Raw genomic sequence first — 25,462 nt, forward strand, 5'->3', positions numbered from 1 at the left:
AGGTGGATGGGCAGGTGGTCAGTAGGCGGCGGTGAAGCGGGACCGGCGGTGGGCGGGCCGCTCGGTCTCGTCGAGGAGTGCGACGGCGAGGTCCTCCATGGAGATCGCCGAGGTGCCGTTGGCGTCGACCAGCAGCTCGTCGCGGCCGGTCCGGAAGCGGCCGGTGCGCACGCCGGGCTCCAGCAGCGCGGCCGGGCTCAGGTACGTCCAGTCGGTGTCCGGGTCGGCGGCGCGGTAGAGGTCGAGCTGCTCGCCGCAGGCCAGGGCGATGGGCCGGATCGCGTCGGGGAAGCCGGGGCTTTCGACCAGGGTGGTCCCGCCGCCGCCCGGGACGAGCAGGCTGCCCGCGCCGCCGACGGCCAGCAGCCGCACGCCGGTGCCGGCGATCCCGGCGAGCAGGCCCTTGGTGGCGATGGCCAGCTCGTGCTCGCTGCCGGGCACCGGGCGGGTGGCGGTGACCACCACGTCCTGTCCGGCCGCGATCCGGGCGACGTCCTCGGGCGTCCGGGCGTCGCCGACGACCAGGGTGACGGCGGACGGCAGGTCGTGCGGCTTCGCCGGGTCCCGTACGACGGCGGTGACGTGGTGGCCGCGGGACAGGGCCTCGGCCACGACCCGGCGGCCGACGTTGCCGGTGGCGCCGAACACGGTGATGCGCATGGGGTACTCCCTGGAGGTGGTGGGAAAGGGGTGGGAACGGTGGGGTGGGGCGGGGTCAGGCGTTCTCGCGGACGGGCCGCGGGGCGGCCGTCGGCCCGGCTCCGGGTGCGGACTCCGGTGCGGTGCGCGGCCGTTGGATCTGGGCGGCGAGCAGCGAGCCGAGTACGACCAGGGCGCCGAGCGCCTGGAGCGGGCTGAGGTCCTGGCCGAGCGCCAGCCAGCCGAGCAGGGTGGCGACGACCGGGCTGAGCAGGGCGAGGAAGGAGACCGAGGTCGGCGGCAGCGCGCGGAGCCCGCGGAACCAGAGCACGTACGTGACGGCCGCGCCGATCAGGCAGAGGTAGGTGTAGCCGAGCACGTTGGCGAGGCTGTAGTGGGACGGTGGGGCGCCCTCGGTGAGGAGCGTGACCGGCACCAGCAGCAGTCCGCCGGCGGTGAGCTGCCAGCCGGTGGTGGCGAGCATCGGCGCGGGGGAGGCCCAGCGCTTGGAGAGGACGATGCCGGCGGCCATCACCACGGCACCGCCGAGCGCGGCGACCACCCCGACCGCGTCCGGCTCGGCGTCGGCCCGCAGTACCAGCAGGCTGACGCCGGCGACGCCCGCGATCCCGGCCAGCACGGTGCGCGGGGTGAGTCGGTCGCCGAGGACCAGGGCCGAGAGCCCGGCGGTGACCAGGGGTTGGACGGCGCCGACGGTGGCGGCGATGCCGCCGGGCAGACGGTAGGCGGCGATGAACAGCAGCGCCTGGAACACCCCGATGTTCAGCGCGCCGAGGATCAGCGAGCGCCACCACCAACTGCCCTGCGGCAGACGGCGGGTGAGGGCGATCAGGAGGAGTCCGGCGGGCAGGCAGCGGATGACGGCGGCGAGCAGCGGGCGCCCGGGTGGCAGGAGTTCGGTGGTGACCAGGTAGGTCGTGCCCCAGACCGCCGGGGCGAGGGCCGTCACCAGGACGAGGGCGAGGCGATTTCTTAGCACTAAGGCAATGTATCTCAGCGCTAAGGCATTCTTCACCGCATCGAGTGAGTGACATGGCTCACGGTTACCTCAGCGCTAAGGAATGTGGTCGGGATCGCCTACCCTGAACCCGTGGCAGATCATGTGGACCGCGTCGTCGCGCAGTGGGGCACCGAGCGCCCCGACCTGGACGTCTCCCCGATGGAGGTGTTCGGCCGGCTCAAACGCCTCTACCGGCTGGTGGACACGGCGCTCAACCGCACCTTCGCCGAGCACGGGCTGGACGCCGCCTCCTTCGACGTCCTCGCCACCCTCAGGCGCAGCGGCCCGCCCTACCGCCTCACCCCCACCGGCCTGATGCGGTCCGCGATGGTCACCTCCGGTGCCATCACCCAGCGGCTGGACCGGCTGGAGGCCCGCGGACTGGTCACCCGCGCCCGCAGCGACCAGGACGGCCGCAGCCGCGAGGTCGCCCTCACCCCCGAGGGCCGGGACCTGATCGACCGCGCGCTGCCCGACCACCTCGCCACCGAGTACCGCATGCTGGCGGGCCTCGACGAGGCGCAGCGGACGGCGCTCGTCGAGGCGATGCGCACCCTGCTGGCGGACCTCGGGGACAGCCCGGAGTAGTGCCCTAGTCGGTGCCCGGTGCCCCGGCGGGCCCCGCGGGCGCGATCGTGACCCCCGTCCACGACCCCGCCCGCGGGGCCCGCTCCGGCAGGAGCAGGTCCCGGCGGGCCCGCGCTACGGCCGGACCGCCACCGCCTTGAAGAAGGTGTAGTGGAACGTCCCGCCCGGCTCGGCCGCGCGGCGCAGCTCCGCGATGCCCCGGTCGAAGGCCTCCGGGGTGCTCAGTCCGGCCTCCAGCGCCTCCGCCCGGACGGCCTCGACCATCGCGACGAAGGTCCGGCGGGTGAAGCCCTCCACCAGGGCGGGCCGGGCGTCGTCGGCGTAGACCGTGCGCGGGCGGACCGTCACCCGCGCGAACCCGGCCTCCGTCAGCAGCGGGTGGAGGCGGCGGCCGAGCAGGCCGTCGCCGCCCGCCCGGGCCTGCAGCCGGACCAGGTGGTCGACGGTGCGGCGGGCCGCCGGGGTCTCCGGGTGGAAGAGCGCCGAGCCGTGGTCGCCCTCGATCACGGTGATCGTCCCGCCCGGCCGCAGCACCCGGCGCAGCGCCGCCAGCCCGGCGGCGGGGTCGGCCAGGTGCTCCAGCACGAAGCAGAGGAAGACGTGGTCGAAGGAGCCGTCCGGGAACGGCAGTCGGTGGAGGTCGCCGTGGTGCCAGGTGACGTCCGCGGCGGGTGCTTGCGCGGCCACCCGGGAGCGGGCCTGGGCCAGCGAGTCCGCCGAGAGGTCGGCCGCCGTCAGCCGCACGCCGGGGCTGGCGGCCAGCAGGTGCACGGTCTGCGCCCCCACCCCGCAGCCGGCCTCCAGCACCCGGCTGCCCGCGGGGTAGGCCGTGCCCGCGTGCAGCAGTTCGGCGAGGGTGTCGGCCTGGTCGCCGAGGCGCCGGGCCTCGGTCTCCGAGTAGCCATGGACGTAGTCGGGGCCGTGGTCGGGGCCGTGGTCGAGCCCGTGCTCCGGCGCCGCTGCGTTCGCGGGCGCCGTCGTTTCCGTGGTCATGGCCCCACCCTCGCCGCCACTATGGTCCGGTGAACAGGTCCAAAGCCGAGGCATCCGACCGGTCCAAAGAGGCCGGCGCCGACTTCCTCCAGCTCGACACCGCCGAGGCCCCGCCCGGCGGCCTCACCGACTGGCTCGCCCGCCGGCTGCGCGAGGCCGTCGCCGACGGGCGGCTTCCGGTCGGGGCCCGGCTGCCCGCCGGCCGGGTGCTGGCGGCCGAACTCGGCGTCTCCCGCGGGGTGGTGACCGACGCCTACCGGCGCCTCGCCGAGGAGGGGCAGGTCGCCGGCCGCGGGCGGGGCGGCACGGTCGTGGTCGCGGCCACCGCCGTACCGGTCACGGCCGCCGTCGTACCGGGGGAGGTGCCCGCGGCGCGGCCGCCCCGCCAGGCGCCCGCGCTGTTCCGGGACGACCCCGACCCCGAGGTCTTCGAGCGGCTGCGCGGCGCCCCCGCCAGGATCGACCTCACCCCCGGCGTGCCCGACCTCGCGGCCTTCCCCCGCGCCGCCTGGCTGCGCGCCGAACGGGCCGTCCTCGACGGCCTCGCCGCGTCCGACCTCGGTTACGGCGACGTGCGCGGCACCCCGGCCCTGCGCCGGGCCGTCGCCCACTGGCTGGCCCGCAACCGGGGCATCCGCGCCGACCCCGACGAGGTGCTGATCGTCGCCGGTACGGCCCAGGCGCTCGCCCTGCTCGGCCGCGCGCTCGGGCGGGCGGGCATCGACGAGGTCGCGGTGGAGGACCCGGGCTCGGTCGGCGTCCGGCAGCACCTCGCCCACTGGCTCGCCGCCACCCCGCCCGTCCCGGTCGACGCCGAGGGCGTCCGGGTCGACGCGCTGCGCAACACCGGCGCCCCGGCCGTCCTGCTCACCCCCGCCCACCAGTTCCCGACCGGTGTCGTGCTCGGCGGCGAACGGCGCCGCGAACTGCTGCGCTGGGCGGCGGAGGGCGGCCTGGTCATCGAGGACGACTACGACGCCGAGCACCGCTACGACCGTCCGCCCGTCCCGGCCCTGCGGGCGGTCCTGCCGGATCGGGTCTGCTACGCGGGCAGCGTCTCCAAGCTGCTCGCCCCCGCGCTGCGCACCGGCTGGCTGCTGGTCCCGGACCGGCTGCGGGACGCCGTCCTGGAGGCCAAGCGGTTCGCCGACCTCGGGAACCCGGTGCTGCCCCAGCTGGTCCTCGCCCGGCTGATGGAGTCCGGCGACCTCGACCGGCACCTGCGGCTGCTGCGCCGCCGCCACCGCCGCCGCCGGGACGCGATGATCGACGCCATCCGCACCCACCTGCCGGGGGCCACGGTGCACGGCGCGGCGGCCGGCCTCCACCTGATGCTGACGCTTCCGGAGGGATGCGGCCGTACCGATACGGGGTTGGCCGCCGCCGCCCTGGCGGAGGGGGTCAAGGTGCAGCCGCTGTCCTGGCACGCCCGGTTGCCGTACCCGCCCGGCCTGGTCCTCGGCTACGCGGCGGGCTCGGTGTCCGAGATCGCCGAGGGTGTGGGCGTCCTGGGCCGGCTGGTCCGCGGAGAGGCGTCACCTCGCGGAGATTGAGTCGGATTATCGGATGAATACGGTGTATGGGGGAATGCCGCGCCGCACCCCTGGGTACGTTGACATGCCGAAGTCACCTGTCGACCGGGAGGCGTGATGGCCCTGTTCCGAAGTGTCGCCCAGTTCGGGGTGGTGCTGGCCGTCATGGGGGCCGCGCTCGGGCCGGTGCCGCTCGGCTCGCCCGCCCCGCCGCGCGGTGCCCCGAGCGCTCCGGGAGTCCCGGGCGCACCGGACGAGAGGACCGCGGCGATGGCCGGCCTGGCGCAGGAGGACTCCCGGGTGCTCGCCGGGCGGCGGGTCGTGCTGTCGTACCCGGGCCCGATACCGTCGGCCACGACGCTCCAGGCGATCCGGGAGGGCCGGGCCGCCGGGGTGATCCTGTTCGGTGAGAACATCACCAGCCCGGAGCAACTCGCCGAGGCCATAGCCGAGTTGAAGCAGGCCGCCGCCGAGGCGCCGCATCCGCGCCCGCTGCTGCTGATGACCGACCAGGAGGGCGGCAAGGTCCGCCGGCTGCCCGGTGCACCCGAACTCTCCGCCCGCCGCGTCGGGTTGGCGGCGAACCCGGTCGCCGCGGCGGCGGAGTCCGGGGCCGGCGCCGCCCGGACCCTCACCGACGCCGGGCTGAACCTCAACCTCGCCCCGGTGCTCGACGTCTACGACACGCCGGACAACTTCATCGACCACTCCGAGCGCTCCTTCGGCCAGGACCCGGCCAAGGTGGCGGAGTTGGGCAGCGCCTTCCTCACCGCCCAGCAGGGCCTCGGCGTGGCCGCGACCGCCAAGCACTTCCCCGGTCTCGGCGCCGCGCCCCGGGGCGCGAACACCGACGAGAGCCCGGTCACCCTGAACATCCCGCTGTCGCAGCTCCGCGCCCGCGGCGAGGCCCCGTACCGGGCGGCCATCGCGGCGGGCGTGCGCCTGGTGATGGCCTCCTGGGCGATCTACCCGGCGCTGGACCCGGACCACCCGGCCGGGTTCTCGCACGCGATCATCCAGGGCGAGCTGCGCGGTCGGCTCGGCTTCGACGGTGTGACCGTCACCGATGCCATGGAGGCCGACGCGCTGGCCCCGTACGGCGGCCCCGGTGACCGCGCGCTGGCCGCCGCGGCGGCCGGGATGGACCTGATGCTCTGCTCCGGGCGGGACCCCCGGCAGGGCGAGGAGGCCACCGAGGCGCTGGCCGCCGCCCTGGACGACGGCCGCCTGGACCGGCACGCCTTCAGCGAGGCGGTGGCCCGGGTCGACGCCCTGCGCGGCTCGCTGGGCTGAGCCGGCGGCGGCTCGGCAGTGGCTTCGGCGGCGGCTTCGAAGGCGGCTCCGGGGGCGTTCGGAAACGGTTCACCCGGGCTCCACGCGGGCGTCCCCTGGACGGGGGCGCCCGTTCGACTGTCCAGCGCTGATTGCGCCATCGAAGGTTCAGTTTCGGTCGACACCTGACTTCCGAGGGTAAATCCGCCTCATGGCCGAGGAATCGCATGTCAAAGTTTCTGTCGTGGGCCTATGAAATGTCATATGTACCACGTCACCTGTTCCCAGTCCGTCCTCATACCCTCCGAAGGAGGAGGCACCGATGAACCGCATGAGTCGCGCCACCTGGATCGCCGCCGGCGCCGTCACCCTGCTCGCCGCCCCCGTCCCGGCCATCGCCGCGACCCCGGCCGCCGCCACCACCACCGCCACCGTCACCACCTGCGGCTACTCCAGCCTGCAGGCCGGCCTGGCCACCTACGCCTGCGCCGACGTGACGGGTGACAGCGTCGCGGTCTACGGGAAGATCGGCCTGGCCGGCCCGCCGTCCCCGGGCACCCCGTGGCCGCCGGCGCCGAAGGAGCTGGTGACCCACCTGTCGGCCAACGTGACCGGCGGGGCCTCGCTCGGCACCGTGAACGGCCGCACCGTGTTCCAGGTCTCCACCGTGCGGGTCGACGGCGTCTCCAGCACGGTGCCGTGCGGGTCCACCGTGCACGTCTCCTTCGACGTCGAGGGCTTCTGGAGCGGGCAGGTCCCGGCCACGGTCGATGTGCCTGTAGTCTGCTGACGGCTCATCACCATGACTGCCGAGCCCGGGAGTTGGCAGCGTCCCGGGCTCGGCTTTCGCATGCCCCGACCCGATCGCGACCGCCCGGCGGAGCGTCCGGTCGGGGCCTTCCGGATCCCGGCGCACCCCGGCTGCGCGCGGTGACGACTTGAAGAAATCTTCATCTGTCGCGATGATGCCTACCGGCCGCGGCGGAGATCCCCGCCCGGCCGGACGACCATCCAGCCGGACCCGAGGGAGAGCGCGGACGATGCCGGTGCCGCTGTACCAGGCCAAGGCGGAGTTCTTCCGCACCCTCGGCCACCCCGTACGGATCCGGGTCCTGGAACTGCTCCAGGACGGCCCCCGGCCGGTGCGCGAGCTGCTGGCGGAGATCGAGGTCGAGCCGTCCAACCTCTCCCAGCAGCTCGCGGTGCTGCGCCGCACCCAGCTGGTCACGGCGACCCGTGAGGGCAACACCGTGGTGTACGCGCTCAGCACCCCGGACGTCGCCGAACTGCTGCGCGCGGCCCGCCGGATCCTGACCGAGCTGATCACCGACCAGGGCGCGCTGCTCACCGAGCTGCGCGCCCCCGGCGGTCGGCCCCGCTGAGCCGCGCCCGGCCCGTCCGCCCGATCCGAGGAGAAGCACCACCATGAGCGTCAGCACGAGCGACGACAGCGTGAGCGAGGGCAGTACCAGTGGGAGCGGTACGGGCGGGGACGGTACGAGCGAGGAGAAGCGGCGCCGCAAGGCGATGCTGATCCGCGCGGGCATCTACATCTTCGCCACCCACCTGTTCGCCGGTTTCGTGCTGCTGCTGTTCGCGCTCGGCGGCCGGAAGTAGCGCTCCCGGACCGGGCCGCTCACTGGCGCGCCTCCCGGTCCCGCACGCGGTAGCGGTGGCTGGTGCTGGTCCAGGCCTGCACGCCGGCGACCAGCTCCCGGGTGCCGTCCAGGTACCAGCGCCCGGCCGGGTGGCGGCGCAGCAGGTCGCGGCGCAGCTCCTCGCTCTCCTGCTGAAGCTGCGCCACCCGGGTGCGCACCGCGTGGACCGCCCGGTCGCGGGTGCAGCCGTGGGCCCGCTCGAGGGTGAGCACGGTGTTGAACGCCGTCCCGCCCTGCCGCTCCTCGCGCTTCAGCGAGTAGAGGTCGTTGATCAGCGTGGCGGCGTCGGCGGTGTTGGCGCGCAACTGGTGCAGCGCGGGTTCCGCGTGCAGCGCGGCCGGGGCGTCGGTGCCGTGGACCCGTTCCATTATGTTCATGAACGGGTAGAGGCAACTGCCGTGCCGGCGCAGCCACATGGTGTCCGTCAGGTCGAGGCCGAGGGCGGGCACGGTGCCGTTGGCGCGGTGGTCGGCCTCGGCGGGGAAGGTGGCCAGGCAGGCCCGCCATTCCCGGGCCGCCCGGGCGCGCCACTCGGGGGACATCGAGGCGGTCTGGCGCTCCCACAACTCCCTCCAGGAGAGCAGTAGTCGACTTTCGGAAGGGCTCCCGCCGCAGGCGCCGTCGAGGACCGCGATCAGCGGGTCGACCACGGCGCGGGCCTGGACGGGGTGGCGGCCGGGCGGGCCGTCGAACCGGTCGTCCAGGATGGTGAACCAGCCCAGCATGTCCACCAGGAGGTCGAGTTCGGTGCCCCGGGCGCGGGGATAGGCGTAGCCGATCAGCTCGTGCAGCGCGTACCCCCGGTAGCGGGGCAGCTCCGCCGGGGTGAGCAGGCCGCGGCGGACCGCCCAGTCGGCGTGCCGGTCGGCGGAGAGGAGCAGGTCGGCACGCGACCGGAGGTCCGCCGGGGCGGCCGGGTCGGCGGGGGCGGTCGCACGGGCGGCGCCGGTGAACGGGCACCGGCCCGACGGCGGCTCACCGGGGGAGGAGGGCACTGTGTCCCCCGGTGAGGAGCCGGTATCACCCTCGCGGGAGGCCGCGGTGGAGCTCCTGCGTGGGGAGCGCGCGCCGCGCGGCGCGAGCCGCACCCGCAGGCCGTGCGCCTGGACCGTCGTCCACACCACCTCGCGGGCCCGGGCGCCCGGCACCGCCACCGGCCGCCAGCGCCGCAGGATCGCCGCGGCCGCGACGGTCAGCTCCGCCCAGGCGAAGGCCTCGCCGATGCACTTGTGCTTGCCCGCACCGAACGGCAGGAAGGACGGCCGTCCGGTGCCGCCGGCGTCCTGCCAGCGCTCGGGCCGGAAGCTCATGGGCTCGGGGTAGCGCAGCGGGTCGCGGTGCAGCGCGGTGAGGCTGTACAGCAGCTCGGTGCCGGCCGGGACGCGGTACGGGCCCAGATCGACCGGAACCCGGGCGGTGCGCATCAGGAAGGCGTTCGGCGCGTGCAGCCGCACCACCTCCTGGGTGACGCTGCGGGTGTACGTGAGCCGGGCCAGCGCCTCGAGGGTGGGGACGGTGCCCGCGGGCAGGTGCTCGTCCAGCTCGGCGAGGATCCGGGCCTCCACCTCGGGGTGGCGCAGCAGCTCGTCCAGCAGCCAGGTGAGCGTGGTGGAGACGGTCTCGGTGCCCGCGCCGAACATGGCGATCGCCTCGGACCGCACGTCGGCCTCGGTGAGCGGGCACCCGCTGGCCGGGTCGGTCGCGGCGCGCAGCAGGGCGGGCAGGGTGCGGCGGCCCTCCTCGGCGCCCGCGGCGCGGCCGTTGACGGCCTGGTCGACCACCCGGTTGAGCACCCGGACGGCGTCGTCGAAGCGCCGGTTGACGGGCAGCGGCAGCCGGGCGAGCGCCGGGCTCGGGTAGAGGGACTGGACGATCTGGCCCTTCACCAGGTCCGGCAGCGCCCGGTGGAAGGCGACGGTGGCGTCCTCGCTGAGCCGGGCGTCGAACAGCGTGCGGGTGACGATCTCCAGCGCCAGGTGGTTCATCTCCTTGGCCACGTCGAGGACCTGCCCGGGGCGCCAGCGTCCGGCCCGCTCCTCGGTGACCTGCTGCATCACGGCCAGGTACTCGCCCATCCGGTCCGGGCCGAAGGCCGGCTGGATGATCCGGCGGCGGTCCCGGTGGGCCTGGCCCTCGGACATCAGCAGGCCGTCGCCGAAGGCCGTCTTGAGGGTGTCCTGGACGGCGCCGCGCGGGCAGTCGTGGGCCAGCGCGACGAGCAGGGTGTGGACCAGCCGGGCGTCGGTGACCACGCAGACGGTGCGCGGGCCGAGGCGGATGCGGACCACCCCGCCGTGGCGGGAGAGCGAACCGAGGAAGCGGAGCGGGTCGCGCAGCAGGGCGCCGGCGTGCCCGAGGCCGGGCAGGGCGCCGGGGGCCAGCGGCGGGACGGCGGCGCGGGCCAGCGGGGACGGGCCGGGTGCGGTTCTCGGGGGGACGATCAGCTTCCGCGTCTCGGTCAGCAGGGACATGACACTACCTCTCACCAGAGGGGCCGGTGCGGGCGATGCCGGGTGGCAGCGGCGGGCCGGCCGGGAGCCGGGGGTCCGCCCAGCGCGGGCCCCGCGCGCGCCCCCGGCGGGAGGGCGCACGTTGAACAAACGCGCCGGTTTCCCGAGCGTTGCGCCGAATGTGCGGGGATCACTCCAACGGCCGAGTGGATCGACCCTTTCGTGCGTGCTCGAAACCCGGTGTTGACCTGCGCCGATGCGGCCCTCCGGGCGGTCGGCGGCTCGCCCGCGGGGCAGGGTCTTTGGACCCTCGCCGCACGGGCGTACGAGGGACAGCATGGATGCGAAGAAGGAGGAACCTGATGACCCGTCTGCGCCACCGGCCGGCCCTCGACGTCCGGGTGGAGATCCGCGGTGAGCTGCCCCGCGAGGAGGCCGAGTACGCCCGGGCCCGGGCACTGGCCACCGCCGCGGCGCTCGGCCCCGACACCCACGCGCTGCGACTGCGGCTGACCCGCTCGCGAAACCGCTCGGTGACCCGGCCCGCGCTGGCCCAGGCGGACGTCGAGCTGGCGGGCGTCGGCCCGGTCCGGGTGCAGCTGGCCACCGGCACCGCGCGGGAGTCCGTCGACCTGGTGCTCGGCACACTGGCCGGCCGGGCCGTCCGGCTGCGCGAGCAGGGCGACATCGGCTTCGCCGTCGCGTACGAGAGCGCCTACCGCCCGCAGTTCGCCGACCGTCCGCTCGCCCAGCGGCGGATCGCCCGGCACAAGGCGGTCGTGCTCGCCCGCCGCGGCCCCGAACAGGCCGTGCTCGAACTGCTCGCCCTCGACCGGCGGTTCCACCTCTTCGCGGACGCCGCGACCGGACGGGACGGCCTGGTGCACCGCTGCACGCCGGGCGGCACGGTGGAGCTGTGCGCCGCGGGCACCAGCGCGATGCCCCCGCTCGACCTCGCCGAGGCGGCCCGCCGGCTCTGGCTCACCGGCCGCCCGTTCGTCGGCTGGACCGACCCCGGCGACCACCGGGCCCGGGTGCTCTACCGCCGCTTCGACGGCCACTACGGCCTGATAGCGCCGGTATCGGAGGGCCGGATCGGGGCAGGAACCCTGTCGGCACAGGACTGACACCACGACCCGACGACCACACCACCAACTCTCCACGACAGGGGCCGGGACCATGGACTGCGACGAGGTCATGCTGACCGTCCGGATCACCGCCGCCGAGCGCGCGCTGCTGCGCGACCTCGCGCGCGGGCACGGCGGCGACGTCTCCGACGTGGCGGTGGACGGGCTGCTGGAGGTCATCCCCGCGCTGCACGACGACGCCTGCGTCCTGCCGCTGCTACGCGTTCTGGCCAGACCGGCGCCGTTCGCGCTCACGCTCTGGCTGCCCGCGGCGGTCGCGGACCTGCTGCCGCTGCTCGGCGAGCGGCTGGTGCGGACCGGCGGCCCCGCGGCCGGGCCGGCCAGCGCCGCGCTCTCGGCGGCCCTGCGGCTCTGGCTCAGCGGGGACCGGGTCGTCCTGGCGGCCGGGCTGGCCAGGCTGCACGGGGGCTGCGGCACCGGCGCGACGGCGGCGGTACGGCCCTGGGCGGGCGCGGCGGCCTTCGGTGCGGAGCCGGTGAAGGCCGCGGCCTGACCGTCCGGCGATGTGACGGTACGTCGGATCTGACGGTGCGTCGCAGCTTGGCTGGCAATGGCATGTCCGGGGCGGAAAATCCGCTGGTCAGAGCACTGGTCAGCACCTGCCGACGGGTCTAGCATTCCGTCACGGCCGACGGAGTCGCACGCCCCGGGACTCCGGCCGGGTGGCCGCCACCACCTCCTGCCGGGGAGCGCCCGCCCCCCTGCTCGCGCTCCCCGGCTCCGCCCCTGTTCGCTCCCCGGCTCCGTCCTGCGCGGTTGCGCCTTGCGCCCAGGGCCGGTTCGGCGTCCCCGGCCGCCACTCGATCGAACGGCCCGGGGATTTTCGCAAGAGGTTTCTGTTATTCCCGCTCGCCCCTCCCGCTCTCCGGAGTGTCGGAAGGCCCGAGCCCCTCCGTCGCAGGGGCACGGGCCGTCGCGCGAGGAGAGGAACGCGATGGGATACCGGAGCAGCGGGCCGCGCCGACGCCGCCGGCCCACCCGCAGGGCGCCCTGGTCGCCGCGGCCCCGCCCCCGGCCCCGCCCCCGACCCCGGGGAGGACCGGCTCCCGAGGCGGCCATCAGTCAGATCACGCCGAATTCCGCCGACCCGGGCCGCCGCGCCGTGCTTGGCGGCACGGCGGCCCCGGTCCGGCGCACCGCCCGGCTGCCGCACCCCGAAGCGGCCGCGCGGACGTGTCAACTCGCCGCTGACGGAGGCGGGTTCACCCTCGACGCGGGCGGCGGCCGGAGTCTCCGCAGTCGAACGGCGGCCTCTCTTACCAGAACTGTTCGTTGCTGAAGTCCTCGTGTGCCGAACGGGGTAAGGCTGTTCCTGTGAGCCCGTAAAACCGGTCGGCCCGTACGCCGGCCGAACCCTCCGACCCGAGCCGCCGACGCCCGCGGGCCCCAAGACCCGCAGGCCCGAAGGTCCGTCGCGCCGGGACCGGCCGCCGCCCACCCAGTGGCGGGCCGTTCCCGGCGCCGGCCGTTCCCAGCGTCCCTGCCCCCACACCGCCCCGAGGACCCTCCCGTATGCGAACCCGCCCCCACCTCAGCGCCCTCGCCCTCGCCGCGGCGGCCCTGCTCGCCGCCGCCGCACCCGCCGCCGCCCACGGCGAGAGCGTCCACCTGGACGTCACCGGCCAGCAGAACGGTCGCGTCAGCACCGTCGCCACCTGGGAGAACGACCACGACCCGGTGACCGGGGAGTTCGCCGGCACGCTCTCCGCGACGGCCACCGACGGGCGCGCCGTCGGCCCCTGGCGCCTGGTCACCGCCCCCGGCCGTCCCGGGACGTACACCACCCGGGAGATCCTGCCCGTCGGGCACTGGCGGGTGACGGTGGACTGCTCTTCCCCCGCCCCCGGGCACGGCGAGGGCGAGCTCGACATCGACACCGCGGTGGTCACCGACCCGGCGCCCGCGGGGACGGGGGGCCCGCCGCTCGCCGAGGCCCAGCCGGGGGACGGCTCGCCACGCTCCGCCGAGGTGACCCCCGCCCCGCTCCGGGGGACCACCGCCGGGACGGGGACCACCGCGGCCCCCGTCTCCGCCCGGGAGGCCGCGCCCGGCCGCGTCCACGCGACCACCTCCGACGCCACCGCCTGGGCGGCCATCGGCACCGCCTGCGCGGCCGTCGTCCTGGTCGCCACCGGCCTCTGGCTGCGCCGCCACCGCGGCTGAGCCGCCCGGCGACGGCCGGCCGTTCCGGGGGAGCGGCCCCGTCGTGGAACCGGCCGGGTGCGAACCGACGTCCCTTTCGGTCACCGGGCGCCACTGGGCGCCCGGACGACCGCAAGGGAGCGCTCGCGCATGAAGAAGGTCCTGATCACCGGCGGCGCGGGATTCATCGGCAGCACCGTCGCCTCCGCCCTGCTCGACCGGGGGATCACCCCGGTCGTGCTGGACGACCTCTCCCGGGGGCGGACCGAGTTCGTCGCGGACCGGCTCTTCTACCGGGGCGACATCGCCGACGCGGCCCTGCTCGACCGGATCTTCGCCGAGCACCCCGACATCGACGCCACCGTGCACTGCGCCGCGAAGATCGTCGTACCGGAGTCCGTGGCCAAGCCGCTGTACTACTACCGGGAGAACGTCGCCAAGACGGTCGAACTCCTGGACGCCCTCCAGCGCCACGGCTGCACCCGGGTCGTCTTCAGCAGCTCCGCCTCGATCTACGCCCCCACCCCCGACGCCCGGGTCGACGAGAGCAGCCCGGTCGACGCCGGCAGCCCGTACGCGCGCACCAAGCAGATGATGGAGCAGGTCCTCCAGGACTGGACCCGGGGCGAGGGTGCCGAGCGCCAACGCGTCATCGCCCTGCGCTACTTCAACCCGATCGGCGCCGACCCGCAGCTGCGCACCGGCCTCCAGGACCTCCGGCCCACCCACGCCCTCGGCAAGCTGATCGAGGCGCACACCACCGGCACCCCGTTCACCGTGACCGGCATCGACTGGGCGACCCGCGACGGCTCCGGCATCCGCGACTACGTCCACGTCCAGGACCTCGCCGAGGCGCACGTCGCGGCGCTGCTCCGGTTCGACGAGGTGATCGCGCCGGGCGTGGCGGACCGCTACCGGGTGATCAACGTCGGCACCGGCGACGGGACCACCGTGCGGGAGCTGATCGCCGCCTTCGAGCAGGCCGTCGGCGCCAGCCTCGAGGTGCGGGAGGCCGGGCCGCGGCCCGGGGACGTGATCGGCTGCTACGCCGTCGTGGACACCGCGCGGGACCTGCTCGGCTGGCAGCCGCGGCGCGGCATCGCCGAGGGGGTCGCCGACGCGCTGGCCTGGCGGAGGGTCTGGTCCGCCCGGATCGCCGTCAGCTGACCGCCCGGAGGCGCTACTTCACGGCCTCGCCGGACTTCGACCAGTTGTCCCGCAGGCGGTCGAGGTAGGACTGCGCCTGGGAGCCGATCTTGACGCCCCGGGCGAAGGCCAGCATGTTGCCCGCGCCCGCGTTGTAGCCGAGGGCGACCAGTTCGTCCCGGCTGAGCGACACGCCCGGGCGCGCGGGAAGTTGGGCGGCGAGGTCGTGCAGGTGCCAGGCGGCCGCCTGGACGGCCAGGTCCCGGTCGTCCGGGAGCTCCTCCCACTGGCGGGAGGCGAAGGGGCGGCCGGGCTTGGTGTCGTCGAAGGCGGCCCGGTGCATGTTGGCGATGCCGAAGGAGGCGTCCGGTTTGCCGCGCTGCCAGGCCCGTTCGAGTTCGGGGTCGTGCGGCTTGTACGACTCGTTGTAGAGGATCGCCATCAGCAGCTGCGGGTCGACCCCGGCCTCGGTGGCGTACCGGCGGACCGGCTCCGCGTAGTCGGCCGGGTCGTAGCGGCCCGAGGGCTTCGAGGGCTTCGCGGAGCCGCCGGCCGACGGCGCGCCGCCGGACCCGGGGACGGACGGGGCGGCGGCGGTCGGGGAGGGGTCGGCGGAGGCCGCGCCTTCGTGGTCGTTGCCGCGCAGGAGGCCCAGCCCGACCACGACCGCGACGGTGAGCACCAGCCACTGCCCCCAGCCCGGCCCCTTCTTCTCCTCGCTCACCGCTGCCGCCCCTCCCCGTTCGCCCGTGCGGTCGTTCGACCGTCGTGCGGCCGATCGTGTCCTGCGGCAGGTTACTCGGCGGGCTTCTGGTCGCCGTCGAGGTTGCGCAGGAAGTCCTTCGCCTTCTCGACGCCGGTGTCGATCTGCCCGCTGTACTTGCCGTCCGTGCGGTCGTCGATCGCGTCGCCGACCTTGTCCAGGCCCTGCCCGATCACGTCGCCGTGGTCACGGGCGAGGTCGGTGGCCTTGCCCGCGAGGTTCTTCAGACTCTCAAACATGGTGACGCTCTGCTCCTCTGATGCGTTCCTGATGGTGTGCCGACGTGGCGGGGATCATGACCATCCTAACGACGGTCCACCAGGCGGTCGGTCGCTGCCGGGTGGCAGCGGATGACTTTGCTGAAATGGGTTTTGTATGCTCCAGCCCAACCTCTACAGCAATGTAGAGGCTTGGTCCCCACCAGGACGTCACCAGGGCGCCGCCAGGGCCCCGGCAGGACCGACGGCGTCCCGGCACGCGCGGTGGTGCGATCGCGCCGCCGCAGCCGCAACGATCGAGGGAAGTGCGCATGGCCGGTCAGCGGGCGAGAACGCCGTACCAGGACGCGGGGCCCCGCACCGAGGACCGCGCCCTGCCCGCCCAGCGCTCCTGGCCGGCCGGTGCGGGAGCCGCAGGCGCCCCCGGGAGGCGCGCGGACACCGCGGCGCCCCGGCAGGTCCGGTCGCCGCGCCCCGGGGCGGCCCGCCGCAGGCAGCAGGCGCGCCGGCGCGGCGGGACGGCGGCCGCGTTCTCGGCGGTCGGGCTGCCGCTGCTCGGAGCGGTCGCGGACGAACTCGACGGGCCGGGCGTCGGCCTCCTGTTCGCGGTGGGCTCGGTGCTCGGGACGGCGGCCGCGGCGCTGCTCTGCAGCCGCACCGGCAGGTGGTGGGTGGTGACGGCCGCTCCGGTCGTGGTGCTGCTCACCGCCTCGGGCGTCGAGTACCTGGCGCACCCCGGGAAGTACCAGGGGAGGAACCTCGGCACCGGCGCGCTGCGCTGGGTGGTCGGGGCGTTCCCGGTGATGGCCGCGGCCGTGGCGGTGGCGCTCGTCGTGGTCGCGGTCCGTGTCACGGCGGCCCGCCGCCGGGCGGTGCCGGAGCGCCGGCGGACCGGCAGGACGGCTGTCCCGGCCGGAAGGGGCCGCCGTGGCTGAGCGCGGCAACAGCCGTACCGGCGGCCGCGGCCAACACGGGCAGCGCGGTCCGCGCGGCCGGCGCGGCTACGACCCGCGCCGCGCCGCCGCCCCGCTGACCGTCGCCGGGCGCACCCTGGCCTGTACCGTCTCGGTCGCGGTGCTCGGCGCCAGCGGCTTCACCTGGTACGAGTACCGCAGCCTGGACGACGGCATGATCAAGTCCACCGCGCTGAGCGAGGCCAGGAAGAACGCCCCGCCGCACCTCGACAAGTCCGTCAACCTGCTGCTGATCGGCCTGGACAGCCGCAAGGACATGGACGGCAACGACCTGCCCCGGCAGTTCGTGGAGGACGAACTGCACGCCGGCTCCAGCGAGATCGGCGGGTACAACACCAACGCCCTGATCGTGCTGCACATCCCGGCCAACGGCGGCAAGGTCACCGCGCTCTCCGTCCCGCGCGACGACTACGTGCAGACCGTCGGCGCGGACGGGAAGATGCACAAGATCAAGGAGGCGTACGGCATCGCCAAGGAGGCCGCCGAGCAGAAGCTGGCGGGCAAGGGGCTCTCCAAGGCGGCGCTGGAACGGCAGAGCCGCGAGGCCGGCCGCTCGGCCACCATCCGGACCGTGCAGAGCTTCCTGGACGTCCCGATCGACCACTTCGCGGAGGTGAACCTGATCGGCTTCTACGACATCGCCAAGGCGGTCGAGCCGGTCCAGGTCTGCCTCAACCACCCCGTGGACGACCCGATCATCGCCCGGACCGCCACCCACGAGGGCGGCGGCACCGGCCTCAAGCTCCCGGCCGGGATCAGCTCCCTCGACGCCGCGCAGGCGCTCTCCTTCGTCCGCCAGCGCCACCACCTCACCAACGGCGACCTCGACCGCACCCACCGGCAGCAGGCGTTCCTCTCCTCCGTCGAGTACCGGCTCAAGCAGCAGGGCATCCTGAACGACCTCGGGCAGATGCAGAAGCTGTTCGCGGTGGTGAAGAAGGACGTGGTCATCGACAACGAGTGGAACATCCTCGACTTCGCCCAGCAGGCGCCCAACCTGACCGGCGGCAACGTGGAGTTCAACACCCTGCCGATCAGCGGCTTCAAGACGGTCGGCGGGCAGGAGGTCAACACCGTCAACCCGGACCTGATCAGGAAGATCGTCCGGCAGCTCTTCAAGCACGAGCCGGCGCCGGCCGTCCCCGCCGTCGTGCCCGTCGCGCCGTCCGGGGACGCGCCGGGCGATCCGGCCCCGTCGCCCTCCGCGACCCCGACGCCGAGCGCGACGCCCAAGGCGGTGGTCGACATCAACGCGGTCGCGGGGGCGGGGGCGGCGGCCAACGAGTCCCGGGCGCTGGCCGAACTCGGCTACCAGACGGGCCGGATCGGCGACGCCCCGGCCAGGACCCGGGCCACCGCAGTCGGGTACGGAGCCGGGGCCAAGGCCGAGGCGCAGCGCCTCGCCGCCCGCTACGGGGTGAACGCGGTCTTCTCGTCGGGGATCCCCGCGGGACGCGTCCTGCTCACCCTCGCCGTCTCCCGTACCCCGAGCCCGACGGCCGTGCCGTCGGCCGCGCCGGGTGAGACCTCCGCCGACTCGGCGGCGGGGCTGCCGATGCAGGGGCCGGCGGTGAAGGCGGGCGGGATCCCGTGCGTGGACTGAAGCCCCTGCGGCGGCGGGGAGTTCAGCCCCGGCCGGGACTGGTGTCCCGGAGCGGCCGCCGGGTCGAGGACCTCGACGTACCCGATCCGCCCGCGGACGACGTCCGGGACGAGCATGCCGTGGGCCGGCGGGAGCGGGACGCACCGGTGGTCCGGACCGTAGGGCCGGCCGTCCGGGTGCGGTTCCGTCACGGGCGCGGCGCCGTCACGGGCGCGGCGCCGTCACGGGCGCGGTGCCTTCACGCCGTGGACGGCGGCGTACTCGGCGGCGAGCCAGGGGCCCAGGTCGTCGACGAGCACGGTGAGGGCGGCCCGGTCGGGGGAGCGGCCGCGGGCGAGGGCGGCGGCCAGGCGCGCTTGGGCGGCGCGCTCGGGGTAGTAGCCGGCGAATATCTCGGCGGAGGCGGCGAGGTCGCTGGTCCAGCCGCCCCAGCGGGGCATGACCAGGGTGAGGCAGGTGCGGACGAGGCGGCGGGAGACGGCGCGGCTGAGGCCGCGCAGTTCGGCCTCCGTGGTGGCGGCGGCCAGGCGCTCGTGCCAGAGCGGGAGGACCAGGGCCAGGTCGCCGTTGGTCTCCCGGGCGAGCAGCGAGGTGGGGCGGTAGCGGGGGAGCCGGGCGGCGAGGTCCTCGCCGAGCAGCGGGGTGCAGAGGCAGGCGACGAACCAGCCGAGGTCGTGGCGTTCGAGCTCGCTCAGCAGGGTGTCCGTGCCGGCCAGCACCACGCCGACCCCGTTCACCTGCGCGAACTCCCCGTCGAGCGCGGCCTCGAGGGCGTCGGCCTCCGCCCGGTCCGCGGCGGTGGGTTCGTGGCGCAGGGCGAGCAGCAGGTCGAGGTCGGAGACGCCGGGGGTGGCGGTGCCGCGCGGGAGGCTGCCGTAGAGGTAGGCGCTGTGCAGCCGGTCGGGGGCGAAGGCCGCGGCGATCCGCTCCCGGGCCGCGACGACCACCGGCGCGAACGCCGGCGGCACGCGGTCGAGCGAGCCCTCCCGTGCGATGTACCCGTCCCGGTCCAGCCCCTGAATCGTGGTCATGGGGGCACTCTGCCCCACCGCGGTCGGCCCTGACCAGCGAATATCCCTCGGCCCGGCCGATTGTCAGTGCCGTGTGCAAGCATCCGTCGCACACGAACACGAACGGCGTGAGGGGATCGGCATGGGCACCTGGGACATCGGGCACTTCGACAACGACTCGGCGGCGGACTTCTGCGGCGGACTGGACGACGCGGCGCCGGGCGAGCGGGAGGCGCTGCTCCGGTCGGCGCTGCTGTACGCCGTCCGGGCGGAGGAGTTCCTGGACTCGGACGAGGCGGTGGAGGCGGTCGCCGCCGCCGCGCTGGTGGCGGCGCAGTGCCCGGGTGGGGCGGCGGTGACCAGCGCCTACGGGCCCAAGGAGCCGGTCCCGCCGCTCTCCGCCGAGCTGCGCCCGCTCGCGGTGGCGGCGCTCGACCGGGTGGTCGCGGAGGAGTCGGAGCTCGCGGAGCTGTGGGACGAGTCGGGGGAGGCGGCGGCCTGGCGCGAGGGCATACGGACGCTGCGGGAGGTCCTCGCCGCGGCGTCGGCGGCGGAGGCGGCGGTGGCGGACGCGTAGGCGGCGGGGCCGATGGCCGACCGGCCGTCAGCGGCGGGCCGCCGTCCACCAGTAGCCGAGCGCGGTGAGGCTGGTGGCGGCGCCGAGCAGGCAGACGGCCGTCCAGCCGCCGTGGTCGTAGACGACGGTGGACAGGATCGCGCCCGCGCCGCACCCGGCGGAGTAGAGCAGCATGTAGCCGGCGGTCAGGCGGCTCTGCGCCTCCGGGCGGACCTGGTAGAGGAGGTGCTGGTTGGCGACGTGGACGGACTGCAGGCCGTAGTCGATCACCACCATGGCGAGCACCAGCCACCAGACCGAGTGCGGCAGCAGCGCAGCCGGGAGCCAGCCGACCAGCATGGCCAGCAGGCCGATGCCGGCGGTGCGTTCGGCCCGGCCGCGGTCGGCCTGGCGGCCGGCGTACCCGGCGCCGAGCGCTCCGGCGGCGCCGGCCAGGCCGAAGAGCCCGATCTGGGTGTGGCTGAGGTCGAAGGGAGGCGCGGCGAGCGGGAGCACCATCGGGGTGAGCAGCACGGTGACGGAGGTGAAGCCGAGCAGCGCGAGGACGGCCCGGACCCGGAGCACGCGCTCCTGGGCGAAGAGCGTGAACACCGAGCCGACCAGCCGCGGGTAGCCGATCCGCTCGGCCGCCCGGTGCCGCTCGGACGGGACGGCGGCCGCGACGGCGAGGGCCATGGCGGCGGTGGCGACGGCGGAGACGACGTAGACGGCGCGCCAGCCGGCCAGGTCGCCGATGGTCCCGGCGACGGTGCGGGCGAGCAGGATGCCGACCACGATGCCGCTGGTCACGGTGCCGACCACCCGCCCCTGGTCGCCCGGGGCGGCGAGTTGGGTGGAGTAGGCGACGACCACCTGGGCGACGACGGCGAGGACGCCGACGGCGGCCATCGCGAGGAGCAGCAGCGGAGCGGAGGGGGCGAGTGCGACGGCGAGGAGGGCGAGGACGGACAGGCCGAGCTGGGAGGTGATCAGGGTGCGGCGGTTGACGTGGTCGCCGAGCGGCACGAGCAGGAGCAGACCGAGGGCGTAGCCCGTCTGGGTGAGGGTGCCGACCAGGCCGATGGTCGCCGGGGCGATGCCGTAGTCCCGGGCGATCAGGTCGAGCAGTGGCTGCGAGTAGTAGACGTTGGCCACGGCGAGGCCGCAGGCGACGGAGAGCAGCCAGGCGACGGCCGGTGACAGGCCACGCGGCGGGGCCCCGGTGGGGGTGTCGGCCGGGGCTTCGGCCAGGGCGGCGGCGGTCGGGTCGGCGGCGGTCGGGTCCTCGGCGGACGCGCGGGCGGGTGAGGTCATGGGCGGGACTCCCTCGAAGGGGCATGGTGGTTTCAAAGTGCTACCGCGACACCATGGCATACTCTGGTTTTAATAAGCAACCATGCTCTGATCGGTACGCTGGGCGCCGACCGGTGAGAGCTGAGAGGTGGGAGAAGTGCCGAAACGCACCACGCACGAGGAATCGGCCTGCCCGGTCGCCCGTCCGCTCGACGTCGTCGGCGACGGCTGGACGCTGCTGATCGTCCGTGACGCCTTCGACGGACTGCGCCGCTTCGGGCAGTTCCAGAAGAACCTCGGCCTGGCCAAGAACATCCTGTCCTCCCGCCTGGCCGGCCTGGTCGCCAACGGCGTGTTCGAACTCGCGCCGGCCGCCGACGGCAGCCCGTACCAGGAGTACGTGCTCACCGAGAAGGGCCGTGCGCTGTTCCCGGTGATCACGGCGCTGCGGCAGTGGGGCGACCAGTGGTTCTTCGAGGAGGGCGAGCCCCGGGCGCGTCTGGTGGACCGCGAGTCCGGTGCGCCCGTCGCGCCGGTCGAGGTGCGCTCGGCGGACGGCCGGGTGCTCGGGCCCGAGGACGCGAAGGTGCTGCTGCCCTGAGGCGCGCCGCTGCCACCGGCCGGGTGAGGGTCGATGGCAGTGGGGCGTGCGCCGGGTCAGCTCGGCGTGGCGGTGCTCGCGGTCGGGCAGGGCGGCAGGGTGGACGGCGCGGTGCTCGCGCAGGTCGCGGTCGGCGCCTGGGCGGTGGTGGTGGTCGCCGTGGTCCCGGTTGCCGTCGTGGCGGCGGAGGTCGTCGTCGCGGGGGAGGGCGTCCTGGTGATCGGTGTCGGCGTCTGTGTCTGAGTCGGTGCGCCGGTGGTCACCGTGGACGGGGGCGGGGTGCTGGTCGTCGTGGCCGTCCCCGGCGGCTGACCCGAGCTGGTCGGGGACGTGGCTCCGGGGGTCGTCGGGCCCGAGGAGGTGACTCCGGCGCTTGTGGAGCCTGAGGGGATGGCACCCGAACTCGTCGGCGTGCCGGGCGAGGTCGTGCCGGGTGGGGTCGTGCCCGGCGATGTTGCACCCGGCGACGTTGCACCGGGCGAGGTCGTGCCGGGGGACGTCGTACCGGGGGAGGTCGAGGAGGTGGCCGAGGGTGTGGACGGCGTCCACGGGCCCGGCGGCGGGATGCCGGGCACCAGGGGTCCCTTCGGCGGCTCGGCCGGTCGGTCCACGACCTCGACCCGCCCGGTCATCCGGGAGAACCACCCGCCGGTCTCGACGTTCACCAGGATGATCTCGGTCACCGGTCGGGCTGCCGGCACCACGATGATCAGCGTGGACGGCTGGAAGCCCGCCCAGGCCTTCCCGGTATACCTCGCGTTGCTCACCAGCGTCGGCGGCTTCAGCGGATTGCCGCAGGAGCAGCGCACCCGGGGCACGCCCTGGGCGTCCACCAGGACGGCGGTGCCCGCCTGCAGTGCGGACTGGTACTCGACCACCGCGCCGCTCTTGTAGGTGTGGTTGGTCACCCGGGTGTCCACCCGCAGGTAGGCGGAGGTCAGCGAGCGCAGGTAGCCGGGGACGTCGGCCTGCGCGATGCCGGCGGCGGAGGCCCAGGCGCGCCCGGTGTCCCCGGTCGAGAGCATCCCGACCAGGCGCTCGGTGTCGCAGCTCGGCTTGCCCATCGACCCGGCGTACAGCCCGGCCGAGCTGCCCTCGACGCTGTGGAGCGCGGTCGGCGAACCGCTCCGGGACGAGGCGCCGCCCGGGTGCTGCGCCGTCGGGGTGACGGTCGGGGCGGGGGTCGGGACGGCGGAGCCGGGTGCGGGGGCGCTCACCCCCTGGGTCTCCACCGACGGGGTGAACGGGTCCGGCCCGGGATCGGCCGGGGCCTGCAGGGCGACCTCGTTCGCGGTCGGCACGGCCGGGTGGTTGCCGCCCTGGTTGTTGACGATCAGCACGGTGGCCACCACGGCCACCGCCACCGTGCCCGCCGCCAGCGCCAGTCCCTTCCCGGAGCGCCACCACGGCGTGCGCGCCCCGCGTCCGGGCCCGCCGGACGACGGCCCGCCGGGCCCGCCTGCGCCGCCCGGTCCGGTCGGCCCGCCCGGTCCGCTCGCGCCGCCGGGACCACTCGCACTCCCGGCGCCACCCGCCCCGGCGGCCCCGGACGGGCCCGAGGGCGGAGGGGGCACGGACGGCGAACCGGCCGTACCGCCGCCGGACGGTCGACCGGCCAACGGCCCGGACGGGGGACCGGACGGCGGACCGTGCGGAGGCTCACCAGGCGGGCCGGGCAGGCCGGACGGAGGCGGTTGGGTGGTCATCGAGGCTCCGTTTCGCAGGCGGTCGGCCGACCGGGGCCGGCTCGGGAGGCTCCTGCCAGTGGCTTCCCTTTCTCCCCCGTTGCCCCGTTCGCCGCAACAGCAGGTGCCGGGGCGTCGCCGAGCGTGCCCGCCGACCGTCGGCCACCCTGGAAACCCGGCCGGAACCCGGCCGGGAGCCGATCGGGCGTAGATCGGGCGTAGATCAGAGATCGATCGCGCCGCGCCCGGGCCGGACCCCTGTGCACCCCGCGAGCGACGAGGAGGCGGCATGCAGCAGCCCACCACCCGGGCCGCGGGCCCGCCCGGCGCCGTACGCGGCTGGCTGGACGCGCTCGCCGTGGTGCTGGCCGGGCTGGTCGCGATGGCGGCGGTGGCCGCGCTCGGTCTCTGGCTGGCCGGCGCCGACGACCTCCCGGACGGCGGCTTTCCCGCCGTGCTGGCGGCGACGCTCGCGCTCGCCGTCGGCGGCACCGTCGAACTCGACGGCGGCGCCGGGGACTTCGCGGCGGTCGGGGCCGGGATCAGCGCGATGCCGCTGAGCGTCTCGGTGGTCGGCGCGGTCGCGATGGCCGAGGTGTTCCTGCGCCAGCTGCGCTTCCGCGCGGTCGCGGGCGGCGGTGAGCTGCTCGGGCGGATCGGCCGGACGCTGCTGCTCTGGGTGCTCGCCCTGGTGCTGCTCACCCTCGGCGCCCGGCACGGCTTCGTCGTCCCGCTCGGCGGCGACCTGGCCCAGTCGATCGGCGGCGCGCTCGGGCTGACCCCGGAGGTCGGCTTCCGCGCGGACGGCCCGACCACCGTGGGCATCGGGCTGGCCTGGCTGCTGGTGGTGTTCGCGGTCACCTTCGCGGTGTCCCGGCGGGCCCCGCTGCCGCCCGCCCTGGTGCGCTACCAACTCGCCGTCCGCCCGCCCGCGTTCGCGCTCTGGCTGGTCCTGCTGGCGTACCTGGCGATCGGTGCGGTGGCCGGGGTGCTGACCGCGGTCGTGCACGGGAATCCCCGGCAGACCCTGGCCGTGGTGCTGCTCGCGCTGCCCGACCTGGTCTGGCTGGCCTTCGGCGTCGGGCTCGGCGCCACGTGGCACGGGCGGCTGGTCGGCGGTCTCGGCCTGCCCGTCCCCAAGCCGCTCAGCGCGGTGCTGCGCACCCCCGGGGGCGGGCCGGCGACCATCGACCTCGGCACCCTCGCGGAGCAGGACGCCCGCAGCTGGTGGCTGCTGCCGCTGGCCGCCGTCCTGCTGCTCGCCGCCGCCTTCCTGGCGGCCCGCCGCGCGCCGCGCACCGTCCGGCTCTGGCGGCACGCCGTCCGGTTCGCGCTCGCCACCGCCGTCACCGTGCTGCTGGTGGGCCTGTGGACCCGGGTGGACGCCGACTACGGGCTCTCCGTGCTCGGTGTCGGCCTCGGCCAGGGCGGCCTGGGCGACCTGCTGGGCGCTGTGCTCGGCGGCGGCAACCCGCTGGCCGGGCTGGGCGGCGGGAGCCTCACCCTGCGCCCGGTGCTCTGGACGGCGGTGCCGCTCGCGGCGGGCTGGGGGCTGCTGACCGGCGCGCTCGGTGCCCTGCTCGCCACCCGGGTGCGGCACCGCGGCGAGGTACCGGCGGACGCCGGGTGACGGGCGCGGCTGGCGTGGCCCGGCTCAGAACAGCCGGTGGCCCCGCACCCACATGGTCTTGCGGCCGTCGGCCCGGATGAGCCGGAGTTTCCCGATGCCGTCGTGGATGCCCGCACTGAGCAGCAGCGACGGTCCGACGACCACGCCCGCGGCGGCCAGCGTGAAGAGCAGGCCGATGTTGTCGACGGCCTGGTCGTCGCCCTCCTCGACGGTCCGGCCGCCCAGCTGGACCAGCATCGGGACGAGGGCCAGCAGCGAGAGCACCAGCAGCCAGCCCACCGTCCGGTGGACCAGCCGCTTGACCCGCGCCCTGGTGGCGGTCTCCACCCGGACGGAGAAGGAACGCCGGCAGCGCGGGCAGATGACGCCGATCTCCTTGTTCCCGCCGGTGGGCCGGGGCGAGCCGCCCTCCGGCAGGTGTGCGACGCTCCAGCTGACCTTCGTCGAGGTGAGGCCCTGCTGGACGCTCACCCGACAGCCGAGGCCGACGACGTACCGGTCGGTGATCGGGATCTTCGCCACCGCTGCCACCCCCAGCCT

25 protein-coding genes are annotated in these 25,462 nt (G+C 75.3%); 15 read left to right on the forward strand and 10 right to left on the reverse strand.

All coding sequences use genetic code 11. The features are described from left to right. Positions 1–18 precede the first annotated feature (18 nt). Both ACWDCZ_RS12040 and ACWDCZ_RS12045 read right to left on the reverse strand, forming a co-directional pair. Complete coding sequence (locus tag ACWDCZ_RS12040) at positions 19–660, reverse strand: NAD(P)-dependent oxidoreductase (protein WP_449815867.1); 642 nt, start codon at positions 658–660, stop codon at positions 19–21. Between the two features lie 55 nt (positions 661–715). Continuing rightward, positions 716–1,639 carry an EamA family transporter gene (locus ACWDCZ_RS12045; RefSeq protein WP_449815868.1) on the reverse strand — a complete coding sequence of 308 codons (924 nt, stop codon included), beginning with the start codon at positions 1,637–1,639 and terminating at the stop codon, positions 716–718. A 111-nt stretch (positions 1,640–1,750) separates the two neighbouring features. Between ACWDCZ_RS12045 and ACWDCZ_RS12050 the strand changes: the two genes are divergently transcribed. After that, positions 1,751–2,248, forward strand: a complete 498-nt coding sequence (locus ACWDCZ_RS12050; RefSeq protein WP_074004989.1) for a MarR family winged helix-turn-helix transcriptional regulator — start codon at positions 1,751–1,753, stop codon at positions 2,246–2,248. Between the two features lie 114 nt (positions 2,249–2,362). On the opposite strand, the gene ACWDCZ_RS12055 is transcribed toward ACWDCZ_RS12050, so the two are convergent. Next, positions 2,363–3,241 carry a methyltransferase domain-containing protein gene (locus ACWDCZ_RS12055; RefSeq protein WP_375873749.1) on the reverse strand — a complete coding sequence of 293 codons (879 nt, stop codon included), beginning with the start codon at positions 3,239–3,241 and terminating at the stop codon, positions 2,363–2,365. Positions 3,242–3,270: 29 nt separating this feature from the next. On the opposite strand from ACWDCZ_RS12055, the gene pdxR reads away from it, so the two are divergent. From pdxR to ACWDCZ_RS12080, 5 genes are all read left to right on the forward strand, one after another. Then, positions 3,271–4,794, forward strand: a complete 1,524-nt coding sequence (gene pdxR, locus ACWDCZ_RS12060; protein ID WP_449815869.1) for a MocR-like pyridoxine biosynthesis transcription factor PdxR — start codon at positions 3,271–3,273, stop codon at positions 4,792–4,794. A gap of 96 nt (positions 4,795–4,890) precedes the next feature. Further along, complete coding sequence (locus tag ACWDCZ_RS12065) at positions 4,891–6,066, forward strand: glycoside hydrolase family 3 N-terminal domain-containing protein (RefSeq protein ID WP_449815870.1); 1,176 nt, start codon at positions 4,891–4,893, stop codon at positions 6,064–6,066. 301 nt (positions 6,067–6,367) lie between these two features. Next, positions 6,368–6,835 (forward strand): hypothetical protein, encoded by a 468-nt coding sequence (locus ACWDCZ_RS12070; protein ID WP_449815871.1) that lies wholly within the window; start codon positions 6,368–6,370, stop codon positions 6,833–6,835. Positions 6,836–7,085: 250 nt separating this feature from the next. After that, positions 7,086–7,427: an ArsR/SmtB family transcription factor gene (locus tag ACWDCZ_RS12075; protein WP_049656769.1), complete on the forward strand. Its 342-nt coding sequence runs from the start codon at positions 7,086–7,088 to the stop codon at positions 7,425–7,427. A gap of 43 nt (positions 7,428–7,470) precedes the next feature. After that, positions 7,471–7,662: a DUF6126 family protein gene (locus ACWDCZ_RS12080; protein ID WP_449815872.1), complete on the forward strand. Its 192-nt coding sequence runs from the start codon at positions 7,471–7,473 to the stop codon at positions 7,660–7,662. Positions 7,663–7,681: 19 nt separating this feature from the next. Here ACWDCZ_RS12080 and ACWDCZ_RS12085 read toward each other — a convergent pair whose 3' ends face one another. After that, a complete protein-coding gene (locus ACWDCZ_RS12085) occupies positions 7,682–10,174 on the reverse strand; it encodes a cytochrome P450 (RefSeq protein ID WP_449815873.1) in 2,493 nt (830 codons plus the stop codon). A 341-nt stretch (positions 10,175–10,515) separates the two neighbouring features. On the opposite strand from ACWDCZ_RS12085, the gene ACWDCZ_RS12090 reads away from it, so the two are divergent. From ACWDCZ_RS12090 to galE, 4 genes are all read left to right on the forward strand, one after another. Then, complete coding sequence (locus ACWDCZ_RS12090) at positions 10,516–11,280, forward strand: sigma 54 modulation/S30EA ribosomal C-terminal domain-containing protein (RefSeq protein WP_181970906.1); 765 nt, start codon at positions 10,516–10,518, stop codon at positions 11,278–11,280. A gap of 52 nt (positions 11,281–11,332) precedes the next feature. Then, complete coding sequence (locus ACWDCZ_RS12095) at positions 11,333–11,794, forward strand: hypothetical protein (protein WP_449815874.1); 462 nt, start codon at positions 11,333–11,335, stop codon at positions 11,792–11,794. A gap of 1,019 nt (positions 11,795–12,813) precedes the next feature. Beyond that, positions 12,814–13,464 (forward strand): hypothetical protein, encoded by a 651-nt coding sequence (locus tag ACWDCZ_RS12100; protein WP_449815875.1) that lies wholly within the window; start codon positions 12,814–12,816, stop codon positions 13,462–13,464. Positions 13,465–13,593: 129 nt separating this feature from the next. After that, positions 13,594–14,610 (forward strand): UDP-glucose 4-epimerase GalE, encoded by a 1,017-nt coding sequence (gene galE / locus ACWDCZ_RS12105; RefSeq protein ID WP_449815876.1) that lies wholly within the window; start codon positions 13,594–13,596, stop codon positions 14,608–14,610. Between the two features lie 13 nt (positions 14,611–14,623). Here galE and ACWDCZ_RS12110 read toward each other — a convergent pair whose 3' ends face one another. Together ACWDCZ_RS12110 and ACWDCZ_RS12115 are read right to left on the reverse strand one after the other, a co-directional pair. Further along, a complete protein-coding gene (locus ACWDCZ_RS12110) occupies positions 14,624–15,313 on the reverse strand; it encodes a transglycosylase SLT domain-containing protein (RefSeq protein WP_449815877.1) in 690 nt (229 codons plus the stop codon). 71 nt (positions 15,314–15,384) lie between these two features. After that, on the reverse strand, positions 15,385–15,591 hold the full coding sequence (locus ACWDCZ_RS12115; protein ID WP_049660325.1) for an antitoxin: 207 nt from the start codon (positions 15,589–15,591) through the stop codon (positions 15,385–15,387). Positions 15,592–15,881: 290 nt separating this feature from the next. Here ACWDCZ_RS12115 and ACWDCZ_RS12120 point away from each other — a divergent pair, with 290 nt between their 5' ends. Next, the gene (locus ACWDCZ_RS12120) at positions 15,882–16,505 is read left to right on the forward strand and encodes a DUF6542 domain-containing protein (protein ID WP_074004891.1); all 624 of its coding nucleotides are present in this window, start codon (positions 15,882–15,884) and stop codon (positions 16,503–16,505) included. After that, complete coding sequence (locus tag ACWDCZ_RS12125) at positions 16,498–18,147, forward strand: LCP family protein (RefSeq protein ID WP_449815878.1); 1,650 nt, start codon at positions 16,498–16,500, stop codon at positions 18,145–18,147. Before ACWDCZ_RS12120 ends, ACWDCZ_RS12125 begins: the two co-directional genes overlap by 8 nt. 221 nt (positions 18,148–18,368) lie before the next feature. On the opposite strand, the gene ACWDCZ_RS12130 is transcribed toward ACWDCZ_RS12125, so the two are convergent. Next, positions 18,369–19,178 (reverse strand): nucleotidyltransferase domain-containing protein, encoded by an 810-nt coding sequence (locus ACWDCZ_RS12130; protein WP_449815879.1) that lies wholly within the window; start codon positions 19,176–19,178, stop codon positions 18,369–18,371. Between the two features lie 121 nt (positions 19,179–19,299). Here ACWDCZ_RS12130 and ACWDCZ_RS12135 point away from each other — a divergent pair, with 121 nt between their 5' ends. Continuing rightward, positions 19,300–19,734 (forward strand): DUF4259 domain-containing protein, encoded by a 435-nt coding sequence (locus ACWDCZ_RS12135; protein ID WP_449815880.1) that lies wholly within the window; start codon positions 19,300–19,302, stop codon positions 19,732–19,734. Between the two features lie 27 nt (positions 19,735–19,761). On the opposite strand, the gene ACWDCZ_RS12140 is transcribed toward ACWDCZ_RS12135, so the two are convergent. Next, entirely contained in the window at positions 19,762–21,027 is a 1,266-nt protein-coding gene (locus ACWDCZ_RS12140) for an MFS transporter (protein ID WP_449815881.1), read from the reverse strand. Positions 21,028–21,163: 136 nt separating this feature from the next. Here ACWDCZ_RS12140 and ACWDCZ_RS12145 point away from each other — a divergent pair, with 136 nt between their 5' ends. Continuing rightward, positions 21,164–21,607, forward strand: a complete 444-nt coding sequence (locus ACWDCZ_RS12145) for a winged helix-turn-helix transcriptional regulator (RefSeq protein WP_049658043.1) — start codon at positions 21,164–21,166, stop codon at positions 21,605–21,607. Between the two features lie 56 nt (positions 21,608–21,663). Here the strand turns inward: ACWDCZ_RS12145 and ACWDCZ_RS12150 are convergent, their stop codons facing one another. Further along, complete coding sequence (locus tag ACWDCZ_RS12150) at positions 21,664–22,959, reverse strand: DUF6777 domain-containing protein (RefSeq protein ID WP_449815882.1); 1,296 nt, start codon at positions 22,957–22,959, stop codon at positions 21,664–21,666. 622 nt (positions 22,960–23,581) lie between these two features. Here ACWDCZ_RS12150 and ACWDCZ_RS12155 point away from each other — a divergent pair. Continuing rightward, the gene (locus tag ACWDCZ_RS12155) at positions 23,582–24,922 is read left to right on the forward strand and encodes a streptophobe family protein (RefSeq protein ID WP_449815883.1); all 1,341 of its coding nucleotides are present in this window, start codon (positions 23,582–23,584) and stop codon (positions 24,920–24,922) included. A 24-nt stretch (positions 24,923–24,946) separates the two neighbouring features. Here the strand turns inward: ACWDCZ_RS12155 and ACWDCZ_RS12160 are convergent, their stop codons facing one another. Beyond that, positions 24,947–25,444 carry a hypothetical protein gene (locus tag ACWDCZ_RS12160; RefSeq protein WP_049660167.1) on the reverse strand — a complete coding sequence of 166 codons (498 nt, stop codon included), beginning with the start codon at positions 25,442–25,444 and terminating at the stop codon, positions 24,947–24,949. Between the last annotated feature and the right edge of the window lie 18 nt (positions 25,445–25,462).

It is taken from the genome of Kitasatospora sp. NPDC001225, assembly GCF_053597855.1.

Excerpts from the sequence above, each read along its gene's own strand:
- ACWDCZ_RS12040 (WP_449815867.1), bottom strand. The coding sequence starts at position 660 with ATGCGCATCACCGTGTTCGGCGCCACCGGCAACGTCGGCCGCCGGGTC.
- ACWDCZ_RS12055 (WP_375873749.1), bottom strand. The coding sequence starts at position 3,241 with ATGACCACGGAAACGACGGCGCCCGCGAACGCAGCGGCGCCGGAGCAC.
- ACWDCZ_RS12065 (WP_449815870.1), top strand. The coding sequence starts at position 4,891 with ATGGCCCTGTTCCGAAGTGTCGCCCAGTTCGGGGTGGTGCTGGCCGTC.
- ACWDCZ_RS12070 (WP_449815871.1), top strand. The coding sequence starts at position 6,368 with ATGAACCGCATGAGTCGCGCCACCTGGATCGCCGCCGGCGCCGTCACC.
- ACWDCZ_RS12075 (WP_049656769.1), top strand. The coding sequence starts at position 7,086 with ATGCCGGTGCCGCTGTACCAGGCCAAGGCGGAGTTCTTCCGCACCCTC.
- ACWDCZ_RS12080 (WP_449815872.1), top strand. The coding sequence starts at position 7,471 with ATGAGCGTCAGCACGAGCGACGACAGCGTGAGCGAGGGCAGTACCAGT.
- ACWDCZ_RS12085 (WP_449815873.1), bottom strand. The coding sequence starts at position 10,174 with ATGTCCCTGCTGACCGAGACGCGGAAGCTGATCGTCCCCCCGAGAACC.
- ACWDCZ_RS12090 (WP_181970906.1), top strand. The coding sequence starts at position 10,516 with ATGACCCGTCTGCGCCACCGGCCGGCCCTCGACGTCCGGGTGGAGATC.
- ACWDCZ_RS12095 (WP_449815874.1), top strand. The coding sequence starts at position 11,333 with ATGGACTGCGACGAGGTCATGCTGACCGTCCGGATCACCGCCGCCGAG.
- ACWDCZ_RS12100 (WP_449815875.1), top strand. The coding sequence starts at position 12,814 with ATGCGAACCCGCCCCCACCTCAGCGCCCTCGCCCTCGCCGCGGCGGCC.
- galE (WP_449815876.1), top strand. The coding sequence starts at position 13,594 with ATGAAGAAGGTCCTGATCACCGGCGGCGCGGGATTCATCGGCAGCACC.
- ACWDCZ_RS12115 (WP_049660325.1), bottom strand. The coding sequence starts at position 15,591 with ATGTTTGAGAGTCTGAAGAACCTCGCGGGCAAGGCCACCGACCTCGCC.
- ACWDCZ_RS12120 (WP_074004891.1), top strand. The coding sequence starts at position 15,882 with ATGGCCGGTCAGCGGGCGAGAACGCCGTACCAGGACGCGGGGCCCCGC.
- ACWDCZ_RS12130 (WP_449815879.1), bottom strand. The coding sequence starts at position 19,178 with ATGACCACGATTCAGGGGCTGGACCGGGACGGGTACATCGCACGGGAG.
- ACWDCZ_RS12135 (WP_449815880.1), top strand. The coding sequence starts at position 19,300 with ATGGGCACCTGGGACATCGGGCACTTCGACAACGACTCGGCGGCGGAC.
- ACWDCZ_RS12140 (WP_449815881.1), bottom strand. The coding sequence starts at position 21,027 with ATGACCTCACCCGCCCGCGCGTCCGCCGAGGACCCGACCGCCGCCGAC.
- ACWDCZ_RS12155 (WP_449815883.1), top strand. The coding sequence starts at position 23,582 with ATGCAGCAGCCCACCACCCGGGCCGCGGGCCCGCCCGGCGCCGTACGC.